Here is a 14,847-nt window from a genome sequence, read left to right on the forward strand (position 1 = left end):
TTAATAGAGAAGTAAAATACTAAAAAAGCAGACCGAGAAATCGGTCTGCTTTTTTATGATCAAATGCTGGCGTTGCCTTCCACACCATCAGCATTATTGGTTTTGATTCCTGTAACGGCAGAAGCAACAAAGCTTAACAAACTTACCAGTTTTCCAGCCTTAGTGTCCCAATAATAGGTTTCTTTCGGTTCCACTCGGATAATCGTCACATTAGGATCATCTTTACCATCGAACCAGGCCTTTGCCATTGCAGACCATTTTTCCTCAATTGTAGCTCTATCCTTGTATACAGATGCTTCACCGTATACAGAAAGATACTGGGAATCATCATTATTCATAAAGAATAGTTGAACTCTTCGATCTTCTTTGATCTCAAAATTTTTATTGCTGGTTTCACTGCTTATAAACCATAAATTCCCGCTGTCATCCGTTTCCTGCAAAGTCATGGGACGGGAATTAACAGGAACAGTTTCCAGTTCTGTACAAAACATACAAATTCTTGCTTTCGTCGAAAGTTCCTGAATCTTTTTGATTGCCTCCAAATGGACAAGATCTTTTGTTGACATAATATTATATTTTAAGTGATTGGTTAAGAAAATTGAATAAAATGATAATTCATTTCAGGTATTACACTTCAAAAATCTAACCATAAATGCCAATACGAAATATTTAGTCTATTAAAAACTTGTATTTGTGGTATATTTTTTCCCCTTCTTCTAAAATAAATTTTCCTCTGGTCTTGGTTAATACAAAGAAAATGAAAGGACTTTTGATAAGCAGAAATAATATTTTGTTACTTTTATACACTCAACAACAGTTAAAACGACACATTTTCTGAAATACAACAAACCTGATGGAGAACTATGCAGTCATTTTAGTAATTATGGCCCTGATGATCGGGGTGTCCGGTTTAGCCGGTAAATTTAAGGTTCCCGTCCCCATGCTGCTTTTAATTGCCGGGGTGATGATCGGGTTTGTTCCCGCTATGCCAGAGGTTGAAATCAATCCGGAGATCATTATGTTGCTTTTCTTACCTCCTTTATTGTATGATGCAGCATTTAATATCTCATTTCAGCAGTTTAAAACCAATCTCAATACAATAGGTACCCTGGCTATAGGACTTGTTTTTATGACTACTGCAGGTATTGCTGTGCTGGCTTATTACCTAATTCCCGGAATGACATGGCCATTGGCTTTTGTCTTAGGCGCTATTCTATCTGCAACCGATGCTGTGGCAGCTTTAGGCGTAACAAAAGGATTGGGTCTCTCCCATAAAACAATGACTATACTTGAAGGAGAAAGTTTGATCAATGATGCCTCTGCGTTGGTAGCATATCGTTTTGCCGTAGCTGCCGTAACAGGAGTAGCTTTTGTAACCTGGAAAGCGTCCATTGAATTTTTATGTGTACTAGGAGGAGGATTTCTTATTGGCTGGATTATTTTTATAGCATTAAGATTCTCTATTGCCTTCTTCCGTAAAGATGCCATGGTTGTAAACAGCCTGATCCTTTTAATGCCGTTTGTAACTTATCTTATTGCAGAACATTTCAAAGTTTCCGGGGTAATTGCTGTTGTTATGTTAGGTTTGGGAATGTCTAAACTGAGCAGGATTAAATTTCCTGATCATGTAAAGGAACAATCCCGTAATTTCTGGGATATCATTATTTTTCTACTCAATGGATTGATCTTTTTATTGATTGGACTGGAATTCCCTGTTATTTTGAAGAAAATGCCTCAAATCCAGGTATGGACCTACGCGGGTTATGCTGCTATTATTGTGATTGTAACCTTACTGATCAGAATGGCCAGGGTATATCTGCAGCAATTTAACCTTCAAAAGGCATTTCAGGGTAAAAGAAAAATCAGCGAAGAAGCTTTGTTCGACTCCAAAACGAGCTTTATTCTTAGCTGGTCGGGAATGCGCGGAATTGTTTCTTTAGCCATTGCATTAGGTCTTCCAACAACGATTAATGGAGGAGAACCGTTTCCGATGCGTAATGAAATTATCTTTTTATCTGTCGTTGTGGTTTTGATCTCCTTATTAGGACAAGGTTTAACGTTACCATGGATCGTTAAAAAGTTTAAATTATAAATGGTATAAGCATATTCAAATAAAGGCTTTAATTGCTTGTTTTCATCACTCAAACTCTTGCTACACACTATGTAGATTGGATACCCCGTTTCCGGGATGGCATATTTTATTAGTTATTTTTACCTAATTTTGGATCATGCAGGTTTCTCCTTCCAGTCAATTATCCGGTTTTATCAAACATTACATCTTTTTAAAAAATACTGAAAAAGATCATAAAGACTTGCGTTTATTTGCTGACGGGAATACAGGGCTTATCCTATCACCCGATATGAATATGTCCGATGGTTCAATGCAAAGCCTGCCCTCATCTTTTTTTTATGGTCAGCCAACTGTCTACAAAGATCTTTATACAAAAGGGGAGTTTTCTTTATTGGCAGTCGTTTTTCAGCCCTATTTTTTCAATCTTATTTTTGGTGTGTCTGCTAAAGAAACTAAAAATGAAATCATTTCTGCAACTGATATTTTAAAAAATCAGCTCCTACCATTCCAGGAAAGTCTTTATAAAAAAGATGATCCGCAGTCGATAATCAATGCTTTGGATCTCTTCTTCTTAAAACTGATTTCCAAAAAAAATATGTCTGAGCTTTGGCTGATAAAAGCCCAGCAATATCTTTTACAAAATAAAGGAACGGTATCTTTAAAAAAGCTCGAACGCTTTACAGGATATTCCGAAAGGCATATCGAAAGGACATTTGAAAACCATATTGGGATATCTCCTAAGAGGTACAATACCATCATACGGCTTCATCACTTTTTGAGTCTTATGAAGAATACCACTGAAAACACCACCATGACAAGTCTTTCTTATGAAGCAGGGTATACGGATCAGTCACATCTGATCAAAGATTTTAAAAACATCATTGGCCTGACTCCCGGACAATATCTTACAACGAAGAATAAATTAGCCGTTAATTTTATAGAGCTTCATTGAACCAATTTAAAGCACAATAAATAAAAAACGGTAACAATTCATTTTCTATTCGCTGGATATAATGAACGTGTTTTTTTTTAACTATTAATTTTATTTTAAGATAAAAACGCCACAGAGAAAATGGCGGATTTTTACAATTCCGGAATACTTCAAGCTTATAGCTTTGCTGAAAAAAAAATATGACCAATCTAAAAATTTCAAGCGCGCAATTCGAAAACAAAAGTGGAGATAAAGAATACAATCTTTTAGTCATAGAAAAGCTAAGCGAGGAAGCTGCCCATAAAGGTTCACAAGTTATTGCCTTTCACGAATGTTCAATCACAGGATATACATTTGCCCGAAAACTAAACAGGGAACAAATGCTCGATATTGCCGAATTCATTCCGAAAGGCAAAAGTATACAGAAACTAAAGGAAATCGCAGGGAAATTTAACATTACCATATTAGCCGGTCTTTTTGAAAAAGATGAGCATGATAACCTGTTCAAAGCCTATGTTTGTGTCGATAAGAACGGATTGGTAGCGAAATACAGGAAACTGCATCCTTTCATCAATCCCCATCTTAGTCCGGGACAGGAATACTGTATTTTTAATATTCATGGATGGAAATGCGGAATTTTGATCTGCTATGATAATAATATTATTGAAAACGTAAGGGCTACCAGACTTTTAGGAGCAGATATTATTTTTATGCCTCATGTTACCATGTGTACACCCTCCTCAAGACCGGGAGCCGGTTTTGTAGATGCTCAACTTTGGAAAAACCGGGAAGCCGACCCCACTTCATTACGCCTTGAGTTTGATGGAATGAAAGGACGCGACTGGCTTATGAAATGGCTGCCCGCAAGAGCTTATGACAATGGTATCTACGTTATTTTCTCCAATCCCATAGGAATGGATGATGACCAGCTGAAAAATGGCTGCTCCATGATCATTGATCCTTTTGGAGATGTTCTGGCAGAATGCCGCTCATTTGAAGATAGCTTTGCAACCGCTTTGATCACTTCTGAAAAACTCTTCCAGTCAGGAGGACACCGGTATATTAAAGCGAGACGGCCCGATCTGTACCGGGATATCATTGGACGCGAGCATCAGCCTGAACAGAAAGTAATCTGGTTACATCCTGAAAATGACTAAAATCTACGGATTTGCACAGTTGTATTATTGCCGGAATATGCGGGACTCACTGAATAAGAATTATGATTTCCTTAAATATTGCTGATCAATGGATAAAATTAGCAAAGGAATAGTAAATTTGTCATACGAATCCATTTTATGAAAGAAAATCCCGGACAAGATTCAGTAGAGCCATTAATTGATTATTTTAACCAACGCATTCCTTTAAATGCGGAGGAACGCCTACTTGTAAGTGAACTTTTCAAGCCCAGATTATACAGGAAAAAGCAATATGTTCTTCAGGCAGGAGATCATTGTAATCACTTTAATTTTGTGGTCCGGGGATGCCTCAGGATGTATAAGGTAGACGAAAAAGGCCATACTCATATTATCCAATTTGCTGCAGAAAACTGGTGGATCAATGATATTGGAAGTTTTCATAAGAAACAGCCTTCAGAACTTAATATTGATGCCTTGGAGGATACCATGCTTTTGCAGATCACCCGGGAGGATTTAGTTACTTTGTATACAAATGCTCCTAAATTTGACAGAATCTTCAGGGTTTTGCTGGAAAACAGTTTTATTACATTACAAAACAGATTGTTGCAAAGCATAAGTTCTACGGCAGAAGAACGATATCTTTTCTTTATACACACGTATTCCCATTTATCTAATCGTCTGTCACAAACACAGATTGCATCTTTTTTAGGGATTACACCTGAATTTCTCAGCAGACTTAGAAACAGACTGGTAAAATCAAAATCTTAAACCAGATCAATCGTATTTCTTGATGCAGTTCATTGGAAACAGACCATTTTTCGATGGATATTTGTCTTATCAATTTAAAAAGAAATCATTATGACACCATCATCAAAAGTAGCCGTAATCGGCTTGGGAAATATCGGTCAGGCAGTAGCAGGAAATCTTTCAAAGTCCAATACCTCATTTATTGCTGCAGATCGTAATTTAGAAAAAGCAAAGGAACTTTCTGAAAAATGGAATGCTGAACCAAGTGATATTCCAGGTGCTGTAAAAAATGCAGATATTCTAGTCCTTGCTATTCCTTTTGGGACCATCAGTGGATTTATGAAAGACTATTCCGCAGATCTGGAGGGTAAAATCATCGTTGATCCGTCCAATCCGATTGCTCCCGCAGAAAGTGGAGGATTCAAGAAGGTTATCGGAGAAAATGAATCAGCAGGAGAAATCAATGCATCTTATCTTCCTCATGGTGCAAAATTAGTTAAAGCACTGGGAACCTTAGGTGCCGAAACGTTGTCCAACGCAGCATATCAATCTCCAGAAAAAGCAGTCTTATTCTATGCTACAGACGATACCAGTATCGATCCTCAGGTAGAAAAGCTAATTCATGATACCGGCTATGATCCATTAAGAGTAGGAGGGATCGATCAATCGATCAGGATAGAAGTATTTGGCGACCTTCATGAATTCGGTGCTTTGGGAAAACTGGTTACCTTATCTGAGGCAAAGCAGAAAGTATAAAGATTTTAAAATATTAAATCGAAAAGGTCTTTAAATCTTTTCGATTTTTTTTAATCCGGTTTCAAGGTCTTCTCCAAGTCACTCCACGCTCCACCATTATAAACTTTTAGAAATCCCCTTTCTTTTAAAATACTTTCAGCTTTTACACTTCTGAGCCCATGCGAGCATACGGTGATATACGTTTTATTGGGATCTAATTCGATATACCTTTCCCTTATTGTTCCTAAAGAAATATTGACGGAACCATTAATATGGCAGGTTTCATATTCTTTCTCCGTCCGTACATCCAGGATAACGGCTCCGTTTTTAATAAGTTGGGGCAAACCATTGTCCAGAGTCTGGTATCTGTAGACCCGGTAGATGACATAAATCCCAAGCAAAATTCCCCAGAAAATAAGAAGGTTTTTCATAGCTTGCTTAGTATTTTTTTATCAATATAAAAGGTTCCGAAAGGAATAAAGCAAGCTATTAAGACTTTCCATGTTGTCTCTTTAAATTTCCATTGTTGCTCAACTCCCACACTCAGGGTATTAAAAAGGAAAAGCAGAAACAGAGAACCGTGAACCGGTCCCATGATTTTTACTAGAGAAGGATTTTCCATTCCATACTTCACAGGAACAGCAATGCACACGAGGGTTAATAACGAGATCCCTTCAAGAATAGCAAGGATCCGCAGGCGTCCGATTTTGGTTTTAAGTAAATCTGTCATAATTATCTGAAATAAGGTCTGTTTGCAAGAGGGGAGAAAGGCCACGGGATCGCAATAAGAATGATAAGCAATCCGACGCCAAACCATACGAGTATAGTCCTAAACTTATCCTTGTCGGTTTCTTTACGTTTTGCCAGGGCAGAGCCAATCGTAATCATAACAATAGAAATCAGCATTAGGCAAATGTGGATCAGTCCAAAAAATAACAGGTCACCGGTATCTTTAGCTACCTTGAAATTCTTCCAGAAGTAGGAGACAATAGGACTTTTGGAGTATAGTATAATTCCCAGAACAAGCTGGATATGGGCAATCGTTGCTGTCCAGTGTCTCACGGAATCATCAGTTTTAGAGAATTTGCTGTTTGAACGGTATCCTTTATAAGCTCTGAATATTGCATATATAAGGCTTATTAAAACCAACCACCGGAAGATGGAATGCAGAAAAGTAAGCGTCTGGTACATGTGTAGTTTTTAATACGCAGACAAAGATATAATAAAAACATACTAATTAGTATGTTTTTAAGTAAAAAAATTATTGAAAGCCTTGTAAATAAACCTTAAGTTGCTTTAAATAAACAAGATAAACTGATTTGTTGTTTTCTAATTTTCCTAAATTACGGATTCCCCAATAGCCCGACATTACAAAGACTGCAATTCCTTTAGCATCTGCTTTTTCACTAACCATTCCATTTTCTTTGCCTTTATCAATTGCCTGGATCATTGCTTCCTCCCATTGGCCCGACAAACTGTTCAGTGCTTTTGTGAATTCTATATTCCATGGAGCCATTTCTTGTGTGAAATTCGAAGCAGGGCAACCGTATTGTACTTTTAAAAATTCATTATCCATCAGAAGGGAATACATTAATTGATATACAGCATCCAATGGATCATCCGTATTTTTAAAGGGAGCAATAAAAGTGTCCTGAAAGGTAGTTTTCATCAATTCATTGATGATGGCCAACCCCATTTCATCTTTTGTTTTGAAATGATAATAAAAAGCTCCCTTTGTAACCTGGGTGGTTGCTATGATCTCGTCTACGCTTGTTGTCTGATATCCATTGGAATAAATCAGTTCAAATGCTTTCTGGAGAATGTTTAGTCGGGTGGCTTCAGATTTTTTCATTAGATACTAACCGGTATTTTTCTACAAATAAACAATATTTTTTCATCATTACAAATTCGGATCCGGTTAAATTCAACCTCTAAACTATTATAATTATAATAAATAACTACTATTTAACTAATTTTCATAATACAGAATTTCATCGGAACTTTGTCCTGTTAAAAGAACAACCAAAAACATAATACAATGAATCATCAGAATGAAATAGCTGTTTCCGACAAAACAGTCACCCAAAAGATAAAAAAAGGCCTTCCTGCTGCGCTATGGGCATTAACGATCAGTGCATTTGGAATCGGAACTACAGAATTCGTTATCGTAGGTCTTTTACCAACAGTAGCAGGAGATTTAGGTATTTCCATTCCTTCAGCAGGCTTATTGGTAAGCTTGTATGCTATAGGAGTAGCCATAGGAGCTCCCGTTTTGACAGCTTTAACAGGTAAAGTACCCCGCAAAACGCTTTTGATCTCCATTATGATCCTATTCGTTATCGGAAATGGATTAGCTTCAATAGCCCCTGGATTTATTACATTAATTTTAGCCAGAATTTTAACAGGATTTGCTCACGGAGTCTACTTTTCTATCGGATCTACGATCGCAGCATCTTTAGTTCCTGAGGAAAAAAGAGCTACGGCAATATCGATTATGTTTGCAGGCCTCACTTTAGCCATTGTTACCGGTGTTCCACTCGGAACATTTATCGGACAGCATTTTGGCTGGCGGGCAACTTTTATCGGAGTCGCTATTTTAGGAATTATCGGGTTATTGGCCAGTATGATTCTTGTGCCTGCCCATTTACAAAATGGAAAAACAGCTTCTTTACAACAACAGTTAAAAGTACTTACCAATAAACGTTTAATTTTTGCCTTTTTAATGACAGCTATGGGATATGGCGGAACCTTTGTCGTTTTCACTTATCTATCACCAATTCTGCAGGAAATTACAGGGCTGAAAGAATCTGTTGTAACGTTGATCTTACTGATTTATGGAATTGCTATTGCTCTGGGAAACCTTATCGGAGGAAGATTAGCTAACAAAAATCCCCTGAAAGCATTATTATGGATGTTTATAGCACAAGGTCTGGTTTTATTTCTTTTTTACTTTACGGTTCACAGTCCGGTTTTAAGTATTATAACCTTATTCTTCCTCGGAGCATTATCTTTTGCCAGTGTTCCCGGATTACAGCTTTTAGTCGTTCAGATTGCAGAAAAAGAACTTCCGGGAACACAGGATGTGGCGTCAGGCATTAATATTGCCGCCTTTAATATCGGAATTGCGATAGGATCCTATTCAGGTGGGCTTATTGTAACATCATCTTTAGGAATTGGAAGTACGCCATGGATCGGAGCTTTATTCCTTGTCATTACAGTAATGATTACATTATACAGCATTCACCTTGGAAAAAAACTGTTGAAATAATTGGCGGAAAAACGATTAACTGTTTATCCGTATAAAAAGACTCAACCCTTTTGGGATGAGTCTTTACATACAACACCAAATCTAACTATGTTTTGAACAGTGTGAGAAAAAACCATTTGCACAGATTTTTTATATGCTTTTTAATAAATACATTTGCATCCGTTATTTCTAAAAATTATTACTCATGATAGCAATTAATTCTGAGCATACATATCCGTTAGAAGGCACCCTCTTTGTTTTCGCACTGGAATCTGAAGCCGCAGATCTTTTTAATGATACCCATAAACTGATCACCGGAATAGGAAAGGTGAATGCTGCCTCAGCACTCACCAGGGAAATCCATTCCAGAAAACCGAAGCTAATTGTTAATCTGGGTTCCGCAGGGAGCAAAACATTCGGTAAAGGAGAAATTGTTTGTTGCACAAAATTTATCCAGCGCGATATGGACGTAAGAGGTCTTGGGTTTAAAAAATATGAGACTCCGTTATCGGGAATTCCACCTGTCCTCGAATACGGATTGAAAATGGATGGAGTACAACAGGGGATATGCGGAAGTGGTGACAGCTTTGAAATGGATCATATAGAAACAGATTATAATGTAGTGGATATGGAAGCTTATCCTCTGGCATTGATTGCGATGAAGGAGGAAATTCCTTTTCTAAGTTTGAAATATATTTCGGATGATGCTGGCAGTGATGCTGCTGACGACTGGTCGGTACAGGTACATCTTGCTGCCGAGGCATTCAGGAAGTTGTTGCTTTAAATAACAGAAATTGCCTGTCAGAAAGGATTAATTTTAATTTAAAGTATTTTTTTTATTTATAAAATTATTTAATTTTGCAATACAGTAAATCAATTTACCACCAGTTCTTATGATCTGGTGTTTCTTATTTAAAACAGTTTTTGAAAACTGATATAGGAATATATTAATTCAGAAAGCGAATGAAATCAAAAAATAGCGCATCGATCCATATTCCAATGGGGGAAATGGATGTTTATATTGTATCGGACGGATATTTTGGAATAGGTAATCCACAACCTATTTTAGCTCCTGAAATTGAAGAAGAGAATGTACAGGATGCTTTAAAATCTTTACACTTACCCGGATCTGAATACGAGATGCCTATTACCACCCTTTTTATCAAGAGAGGAGACCGTCATATCCTTGTGGATACCGGCGAAGGGTATCATGATCCCGTAAACGCTGGCTGGCTTCAAAATAGCTTATCGGAAGCAGGGTTCTCACCGGAAGACGTTACGGACATCCTGATCACGCACGCACACAGGGACCATATCGGAGGAATCCTTTTTGAAGATGGCAGAAGAAGATATCCTAATGCAAAATATCACATACCGGCTCCGGAATATAACTTCTGGAACAGCGAAACAAAAGATTTCTCCAAAAGCAAAATGACTGTTTATCCAACAGGAAAAATACAGACCGATATCCTTGGAGCGATTAAAAATGAGCTTACTATTTTTGAGCCCGGCGATGTATTATTCTCATGCATCAAAACAGAACTGGCACCCGGCCATACACCTGGGCATATTATATTGCATATATTTTCCGGTGACCAATCTATCACACACCTCGTAGATGTGGTTCATTCTTCTTTGCTCATTGCTCATCCGGATTGGGGCACCCAATGGGATGTTAATTTTGAAGAAGGAGTTGCTACCAGAAAGCGGATTTTAGAAAGTTGTTCTGTCAACAATACTTTAGTGACCACCTGCCATCTTCCGTGGCCGGGGATAGGATATATCGGGAAAACCGAAAAAGGCTGGCAATGGATTCCGAAAGCACAATCAGATCCCTATTCAATAAGGATCTGAAGTATTTTTGGATAATACAATTAATTAAAACTCCAGAAGCTGGTATGGCAGAGGTCCAGAAACTCATCGGTGATTATCCGGTCATCTGCAGAATAAAACAGGAATTCCGTACAACCGTGTACTTTAGCATCAATCAGCTGACCCGACAATGTGGTTTCATTTCTCCATTCGAGGGTAGCATTCAAGGAAACGGATATTTTTCCTTCGTGATCTGAAACAGCTCCTGAAATATTCTGAATTTCTATGGGATTATTTAAATGGGTATATAAATACTTCTTTACAATAGGCTCTAAAAAGCGAAGGGTCATCTCTTTGACGATTCCTACACCCGAAAAATTTCCTGATTTGATCCTTTCATACGAGACAAAATCATTTAAAGCATCCAGAACATCTGCTTTGTCCTGAAGCTTTACAATGTAGTAATCTTCAATTCTGTGAGCGGTCCATAGATTGCCGGTAACAATTTGTGAATTCATGATAGTTAGTTTTGCTTAAAATTAATAGAAAATTTTTCGGTTCACAATTTTTAATTCATTTTCTTTTTCCATATTTTTTATAACACGAATTACAGTTTCTACACGAAGCCCTGTTAAAGAAGCCAATTGTTGCCTGGTTAAAGGGATTTGAAAAGAATACGGTGTCTTATTTTCGTCATAGCTTTTAAGATAATCCATTAAGAGTTTTAATTTGGAAGCGGGATTTTAACGGAAAGATTATACAACATAACATATTTGTAATACATCCGTTCTGCCATACACTGGTAAATATTGTTGGAAACTTCAGGATTTTCTTTCATTAAAATTAAAAAATCCGATTTAGAGAGTTTGAGGACTGTGGAGGGGGTGAGGGATTCCGCGTTCATGGGATAGGGTTTATCGACAAACAAAATGGATTCTCCAAAGCTATTCCCATCCGAAAAAATATTCTGAATGAATTCTTTTCCGTCTTCCGTATAATTATTGAGTTTTATTTTTCCTTTAATAATTTGGTAGTAATGTAGTGCAAGTTCTCCTTCCCGGAATATCGTGTCGCCTGATTTATAATTTTTAACTTCTGCTCCATAGGAAAGCAATAGATCTTCATTTATCATGGTAATATCAGCTTATAAGGTTAAAAATTAAATATGCTGGTAAGGTAGCCGCTACCTTTGTTTAGTAAAGAGAGACTAATTTTCGGTAATTTCCTAAAAATCACGTACCACATCAGTACCACGTATTTTATTTGTCGGTATGTGGAAACATGCTGCTATAACAAAATAGAAAAACATTGATCATGATCATAAAAAGTAATGAGTGAAGCGGTGTACATTTGAATTCTCACTTAAAAAATGCGGAATCTGGAAAAAACACTAAAAATAAATCTGACTGGCACTATGGAGAGACTCGCGTGGTATCTATGTGGTATTTTAATTTAACAAAAATTTAATCATTTTTTCTTTCTTTGTCTTTGTTAAAGCAAACTTTATTTTTAAAGGTATGAAGGAATTGTAAAAAATAGTTCAGTCTAAAAAATTAATGGTGTTCCTATTGTTTTCAATAACAATCAGAAGATTCTAAATGTATTAAAAATAATAGTGAGAAAGCGTATTAAACTCTGTAGCAGTGTAATAAAATGATAACGTTGCAGAAACTAGTAGAGATGAGAAAAATATTATGAAAAACGAAAAACCTGGATTTAATTTAGAAGATTTAAACGAAAAATTTTTTGCTCAAGACGAAATTATAGCATTAGCCAAAGAAAATTCTCCACGTCTATTGAATAAATTCAGATTAGTTTATCCCAATTTCTTTGAAAAAATATCCCTTATACAACCCGATTTAAAAAATTCGGAATTGATTTTTTGTGTTTATCTAAAACTGAATTTATCAACAAAAGAGATTGCAACCTATACTTTTGTAACGCCAAAAGCCATCCAGAACAGAAAAAACAGAATCAGAAAAAAGCTGTTCATTCCCTCTGAAACAGACATTTACAAGTGGTTTAATGATTTATAGGAGGATTTAGAACTGTATAGCCGTTTTATCAAGATCGTGATACAGTAATATATTCCAATGTTTTTCTTCGGCTTGCTTTTGCCAGTCTTGTCGTAATTCCATAGCTTTTCTGCCATCAAAATCGCTTTTATAAGCGAGATGATAGTGCAGATAGGCTTCCTGTGGCAAATCGTCAGCACCATAAAAGGCCGTTTGCCCATCCTCAGTGATCCAGAAAACCTGCATAAAAGGAGTATGTCCTCCAACCACTTGGTAAGAAATTTCATTGGTAATGCTGCCTTTATCATCACTCATCCAGACGATGTTTGGTAATTGAACAAGCTTATCCAGGGTATCAAAATCAAACGATGGATTTCCGGTATTTTCACGTGCATATTCCAATTCACGCTTCTGGATATATAGGTCAGCATTGGGGAAAGTAGCCTCAAAGCCGGTTTCAAGGTGCCGGATCGCTCCTTCGATATGATCTTTATGTAAATGGGAGAGCAGGACTTTGGTAATCTGATGACGGCTGATATTTTCTTTTTCCAGAATGTCTAAAATAACCATTTTTCCTGTTTGATTTTTCCAGCCCAATCCGGAATCAAGCAGAATATAATCGTTTTTAGTAATGATCAGAAAAGGTTGTACAGCCATTTTTATTCCTTGGGCAAGATCAATTTTCGCCGTGGTTAAAATACTGAAGTCTTTGGTTGGGCTGGCTACAAAATTACCTTCTTTTAGTGGAATGATTTTCATGTTGCAAATTTCCTGAATATTTGTAAATATTGAAAACTTTATTTTCAATACAAACTATCGGTAAAACCAATGTTATTATCAAAAATGTCAATTTTTATCAACTCTGTATCCATCCCTTTTTATAATCTATTTGTAATTTTGCAATTAGTAATAAGCAACAGTAAACATGAGCTCGATAATACTCAATAAAGCATTTCCGGAAGACCTGGATATCCTGCAGATCCTCGGAAAAGAAACTTTTTCGGAAACCTTTGCAGCAAGCAATTCCAAAGAAGAAATGGATCTTTATCTTGAAAAAAGTTTTAATAAAGAAAAACTGACTGATGAATTGAATAATCCCGAATCTTATTTTTTTATTGCCTGGGAAGAAGATAACCCGATCGGATATCTGAAACTGAATTCTGGAACTGCACAGACTGAGTTACAGGACCATTCGTCACTTGAAATTGAAAGAATCTATGTAAAGAGCAGCCATCACGGTAAAAAAGTGGGTCAGCTTCTTTATGAAAAAGCATTACACACTGCCCAAGAGCTAAATAAGGCTTATATCTGGCTTGGCGTATGGGAAGAAAACCATAGGGCTGTTAGTTTTTATAAAAAGAACGGTTTTGAGGAATTTGACAAACATATTTTCCGTTTAGGCAATGAAGAACAGACAGATCTTATGATGAAGAAAACATTGAATAAACAATTTTAAATTTCATAGATCTCGGCATCGGTAAAAACAAAGAATTTTCCTCCTTTAGGAAGATTCTTTGTATCTAATCCGGTAAATTCACTGTAAGCCGGAAGAAGCAACTGTCCGGATGTTTTTACAAAACATGGAAGACGGATGTTTTTAACCGGAGAGCTGATGACAAATCCCGGATGAATATGCCCTGTAATCTGGAACTTTGGATTCGAATTGTCGAAATCATGAATAAACAGGATATCTCCTAATTCAAGCACATCAGCTTTAAAATCAAGACATAATTTTTCATCCAGCACTTTGGAAATCCGGTCATGATTTCCTTCCACAAGATAGAATTTCAGATCCGGATATTGATTTTTCCATGCACAGAATTCATCCACGTCAGAATTATTTCCGGCATGAAGCAGATCGCCTACCATGATAAATTTTTCAGGCTGAAAATAAGCAATCAGCACAGAAAGACGCTCCAGATCACTTTTCATTACATGGTTCGCCAAAGCAATTCCATTTTTTCTGAAATGGGCTGTTTTCCCGATGTGGAGATCGGATAAAATCAGTGCTTTCTCTTTTTTCCAAAATACAGCGCGCTGATTGGTTAAGGTGAAGATTTCAGATTGAATGGTTACGTTTTTTGTGGCGATGTTCATTTATTTGTTAGAGGTTAGAGGTTAGAGGTTAGAGGTTAGAGGTTAGAGGTTAGAGG

General features: G+C 36.8%; 20 protein-coding genes. 10 read left to right on the forward strand and 10 right to left on the reverse strand.

The genetic code is table 11. The features are described 5' to 3' along the window. Positions 1 to 59: 59 nt before the first annotated feature. Complete coding sequence (locus ACNFU2_RS03400) at positions 60 to 566, reverse strand: pyridoxamine 5'-phosphate oxidase family protein (RefSeq protein WP_411246974.1); 507 nt, start codon at positions 564 to 566, stop codon at positions 60 to 62. A gap of 287 nt (positions 567 to 853) precedes the next feature. Between ACNFU2_RS03400 and ACNFU2_RS03405 the strand changes: the two genes are divergently transcribed. The 5 genes from ACNFU2_RS03405 to ACNFU2_RS03425 all read left to right on the forward strand — a co-directional run bounded on the left by ACNFU2_RS03405 (position 854) and on the right by ACNFU2_RS03425 (position 5,641). Next, the gene (locus tag ACNFU2_RS03405; RefSeq protein WP_418123714.1) at positions 854 to 2,092 is read left to right on the forward strand and encodes a Na+/H+ antiporter; all 1,239 of its coding nucleotides are present in this window, start codon (positions 854 to 856) and stop codon (positions 2,090 to 2,092) included. A 136-nt stretch (positions 2,093 to 2,228) separates the two neighbouring features. Next, entirely contained in the window at positions 2,229 to 3,023 is a 795-nt protein-coding gene (locus ACNFU2_RS03410) for a helix-turn-helix domain-containing protein (protein WP_418123716.1), read from the forward strand. A gap of 179 nt (positions 3,024 to 3,202) precedes the next feature. Beyond that, complete coding sequence (locus ACNFU2_RS03415; protein ID WP_418123718.1) at positions 3,203 to 4,159, forward strand: nitrilase family protein; 957 nt, start codon at positions 3,203 to 3,205, stop codon at positions 4,157 to 4,159. 138 nt (positions 4,160 to 4,297) lie between these two features. Continuing rightward, entirely contained in the window at positions 4,298 to 4,906 is a 609-nt protein-coding gene (locus ACNFU2_RS03420) for a Crp/Fnr family transcriptional regulator (RefSeq protein WP_418123720.1), read from the forward strand. A gap of 90 nt (positions 4,907 to 4,996) precedes the next feature. After that, entirely contained in the window at positions 4,997 to 5,641 is a 645-nt protein-coding gene (locus tag ACNFU2_RS03425) for an NADPH-dependent F420 reductase (protein ID WP_418123722.1), read from the forward strand. A gap of 50 nt (positions 5,642 to 5,691) precedes the next feature. Here ACNFU2_RS03425 and ACNFU2_RS03430 read toward each other — a convergent pair whose 3' ends face one another. The 4 genes from ACNFU2_RS03430 to ACNFU2_RS03445 all read right to left on the reverse strand — a co-directional run bounded on the left by ACNFU2_RS03430 (position 5,692) and on the right by ACNFU2_RS03445 (position 7,472). Further along, positions 5,692 to 6,051 (reverse strand): rhodanese-like domain-containing protein, encoded by a 360-nt coding sequence (locus tag ACNFU2_RS03430; RefSeq protein WP_418123724.1) that lies wholly within the window; start codon positions 6,049 to 6,051, stop codon positions 5,692 to 5,694. Further along, positions 6,048 to 6,350, reverse strand: a complete 303-nt coding sequence (locus ACNFU2_RS03435) for a DUF3817 domain-containing protein (protein ID WP_418123726.1) — start codon at positions 6,348 to 6,350, stop codon at positions 6,048 to 6,050. Before ACNFU2_RS03435 ends, ACNFU2_RS03430 begins: the two co-directional genes overlap by 4 nt. A 2-nt stretch (positions 6,351 to 6,352) precedes the next feature. Continuing rightward, entirely contained in the window at positions 6,353 to 6,811 is a 459-nt protein-coding gene (locus tag ACNFU2_RS03440) for a hypothetical protein (RefSeq protein ID WP_418123728.1), read from the reverse strand. A 70-nt stretch (positions 6,812 to 6,881) separates the two neighbouring features. Then, a complete protein-coding gene (locus ACNFU2_RS03445) occupies positions 6,882 to 7,472 on the reverse strand; it encodes a TetR/AcrR family transcriptional regulator (RefSeq protein WP_418123730.1) in 591 nt (196 codons plus the stop codon). A gap of 186 nt (positions 7,473 to 7,658) precedes the next feature. On the opposite strand from ACNFU2_RS03445, the gene ACNFU2_RS03450 reads away from it, so the two are divergent. The 3 genes from ACNFU2_RS03450 to ACNFU2_RS03460 all read left to right on the forward strand — a co-directional run bounded on the left by ACNFU2_RS03450 (position 7,659) and on the right by ACNFU2_RS03460 (position 10,721). Further along, a complete protein-coding gene (locus ACNFU2_RS03450) occupies positions 7,659 to 8,888 on the forward strand; it encodes an MFS transporter (RefSeq protein WP_418123732.1) in 1,230 nt (409 codons plus the stop codon). A gap of 184 nt (positions 8,889 to 9,072) precedes the next feature. After that, positions 9,073 to 9,651 (forward strand): nucleosidase, encoded by a 579-nt coding sequence (locus ACNFU2_RS03455; protein ID WP_418123734.1) that lies wholly within the window; start codon positions 9,073 to 9,075, stop codon positions 9,649 to 9,651. A gap of 179 nt (positions 9,652 to 9,830) precedes the next feature. After that, positions 9,831 to 10,721 (forward strand): MBL fold metallo-hydrolase, encoded by an 891-nt coding sequence (locus ACNFU2_RS03460; protein WP_418123736.1) that lies wholly within the window; start codon positions 9,831 to 9,833, stop codon positions 10,719 to 10,721. 20 nt (positions 10,722 to 10,741) lie between these two features. Here the strand turns inward: ACNFU2_RS03460 and ACNFU2_RS03465 are convergent, their stop codons facing one another. From ACNFU2_RS03465 to ACNFU2_RS03475, 3 genes are read right to left on the reverse strand one after another with little or no spacing between them, the layout of a single operon-like run. Next, positions 10,742 to 11,197, reverse strand: coding sequence for a PCC domain-containing protein (locus ACNFU2_RS03465; RefSeq protein ID WP_172282837.1), 456 nt, complete (start codon positions 11,195 to 11,197; stop codon positions 10,742 to 10,744). 21 nt (positions 11,198 to 11,218) lie between these two features. After that, positions 11,219 to 11,395, reverse strand: a complete 177-nt coding sequence (locus tag ACNFU2_RS03470; RefSeq protein WP_418123738.1) for a helix-turn-helix domain-containing protein — start codon at positions 11,393 to 11,395, stop codon at positions 11,219 to 11,221. Between the two features lie 8 nt (positions 11,396 to 11,403). Continuing rightward, positions 11,404 to 11,811, reverse strand: coding sequence for a Crp/Fnr family transcriptional regulator (locus ACNFU2_RS03475; RefSeq protein ID WP_418123740.1), 408 nt, complete (start codon positions 11,809 to 11,811; stop codon positions 11,404 to 11,406). A gap of 562 nt (positions 11,812 to 12,373) precedes the next feature. On the opposite strand from ACNFU2_RS03475, the gene ACNFU2_RS03480 reads away from it, so the two are divergent. Continuing rightward, positions 12,374 to 12,715, forward strand: a complete 342-nt coding sequence (locus tag ACNFU2_RS03480) for a helix-turn-helix transcriptional regulator (RefSeq protein ID WP_172282833.1) — start codon at positions 12,374 to 12,376, stop codon at positions 12,713 to 12,715. A gap of 6 nt (positions 12,716 to 12,721) precedes the next feature. On the opposite strand, the gene ACNFU2_RS03485 is transcribed toward ACNFU2_RS03480, so the two are convergent. After that, the gene (locus ACNFU2_RS03485; RefSeq protein WP_418123743.1) at positions 12,722 to 13,453 is read right to left on the reverse strand and encodes an MBL fold metallo-hydrolase; all 732 of its coding nucleotides are present in this window, start codon (positions 13,451 to 13,453) and stop codon (positions 12,722 to 12,724) included. Positions 13,454 to 13,619: 166 nt separating this feature from the next. Between ACNFU2_RS03485 and ACNFU2_RS03490 the strand changes: the two genes are divergently transcribed. Then, positions 13,620 to 14,150 carry a GNAT family N-acetyltransferase gene (locus ACNFU2_RS03490; protein ID WP_418123745.1) on the forward strand — a complete coding sequence of 177 codons (531 nt, stop codon included), beginning with the start codon at positions 13,620 to 13,622 and terminating at the stop codon, positions 14,148 to 14,150. Here ACNFU2_RS03490 and pdeM read toward each other — a convergent pair. Then, on the reverse strand, positions 14,147 to 14,791 hold the full coding sequence (gene pdeM, locus ACNFU2_RS03495; RefSeq protein WP_172282827.1) for a ligase-associated DNA damage response endonuclease PdeM: 645 nt from the start codon (positions 14,789 to 14,791) through the stop codon (positions 14,147 to 14,149). The genes ACNFU2_RS03490 and pdeM overlap by 4 nt on opposite strands. Positions 14,792 to 14,847: the final 56 nt, after the last annotated feature.

It is taken from the genome of Chryseobacterium sp. PTM-20240506 (assembly GCF_048296755.1).
GTDB classification, from domain to species: Bacteria; Bacteroidota; Bacteroidia; order Flavobacteriales; family Weeksellaceae; genus Chryseobacterium; species Chryseobacterium proteolyticum.

Coding starts and splice junctions, on each gene's coding strand:
- ACNFU2_RS03420 (WP_418123720.1), top strand. CDS start 4,298: ATGAAAGAAAATCCCGGACAAGATTCAGTAGAGCCATTAATTGATTAT.
- ACNFU2_RS03400 (WP_411246974.1), bottom strand. CDS start 566: ATGTCAACAAAAGATCTTGTCCATTTGGAGGCAATCAAAAAGATTCAG.
- ACNFU2_RS03485 (WP_418123743.1), bottom strand. CDS start 13,453: ATGAAAATCATTCCACTAAAAGAAGGTAATTTTGTAGCCAGCCCAACC.
- ACNFU2_RS03480 (WP_172282833.1), top strand. CDS start 12,374: ATGAAAAACGAAAAACCTGGATTTAATTTAGAAGATTTAAACGAAAAA.
- ACNFU2_RS03415 (WP_418123718.1), top strand. CDS start 3,203: ATGACCAATCTAAAAATTTCAAGCGCGCAATTCGAAAACAAAAGTGGA.
- ACNFU2_RS03410 (WP_418123716.1), top strand. CDS start 2,229: ATGCAGGTTTCTCCTTCCAGTCAATTATCCGGTTTTATCAAACATTAC.
- ACNFU2_RS03490 (WP_418123745.1), top strand. CDS start 13,620: ATGAGCTCGATAATACTCAATAAAGCATTTCCGGAAGACCTGGATATC.
- ACNFU2_RS03405 (WP_418123714.1), top strand. CDS start 854: ATGGAGAACTATGCAGTCATTTTAGTAATTATGGCCCTGATGATCGGG.
- ACNFU2_RS03430 (WP_418123724.1), bottom strand. CDS start 6,051: ATGAAAAACCTTCTTATTTTCTGGGGAATTTTGCTTGGGATTTATGTC.
- ACNFU2_RS03460 (WP_418123736.1), top strand. CDS start 9,831: ATGAAATCAAAAAATAGCGCATCGATCCATATTCCAATGGGGGAAATG.
- ACNFU2_RS03435 (WP_418123726.1), bottom strand. CDS start 6,350: ATGACAGATTTACTTAAAACCAAAATCGGACGCCTGCGGATCCTTGCT.
- ACNFU2_RS03450 (WP_418123732.1), top strand. CDS start 7,659: ATGAATCATCAGAATGAAATAGCTGTTTCCGACAAAACAGTCACCCAA.
- ACNFU2_RS03440 (WP_418123728.1), bottom strand. CDS start 6,811: ATGTACCAGACGCTTACTTTTCTGCATTCCATCTTCCGGTGGTTGGTT.
- ACNFU2_RS03465 (WP_172282837.1), bottom strand. CDS start 11,197: ATGAATTCACAAATTGTTACCGGCAATCTATGGACCGCTCACAGAATT.
- ACNFU2_RS03475 (WP_418123740.1), bottom strand. CDS start 11,811: ATGATAAATGAAGATCTATTGCTTTCCTATGGAGCAGAAGTTAAAAAT.
- ACNFU2_RS03470 (WP_418123738.1), bottom strand. CDS start 11,395: ATGGATTATCTTAAAAGCTATGACGAAAATAAGACACCGTATTCTTTT.
- ACNFU2_RS03425 (WP_418123722.1), top strand. CDS start 4,997: ATGACACCATCATCAAAAGTAGCCGTAATCGGCTTGGGAAATATCGGT.
- ACNFU2_RS03455 (WP_418123734.1), top strand. CDS start 9,073: ATGATAGCAATTAATTCTGAGCATACATATCCGTTAGAAGGCACCCTC.
- pdeM (WP_172282827.1), bottom strand. CDS start 14,791: ATGAACATCGCCACAAAAAACGTAACCATTCAATCTGAAATCTTCACC.
- ACNFU2_RS03445 (WP_418123730.1), bottom strand. CDS start 7,472: ATGAAAAAATCTGAAGCCACCCGACTAAACATTCTCCAGAAAGCATTT.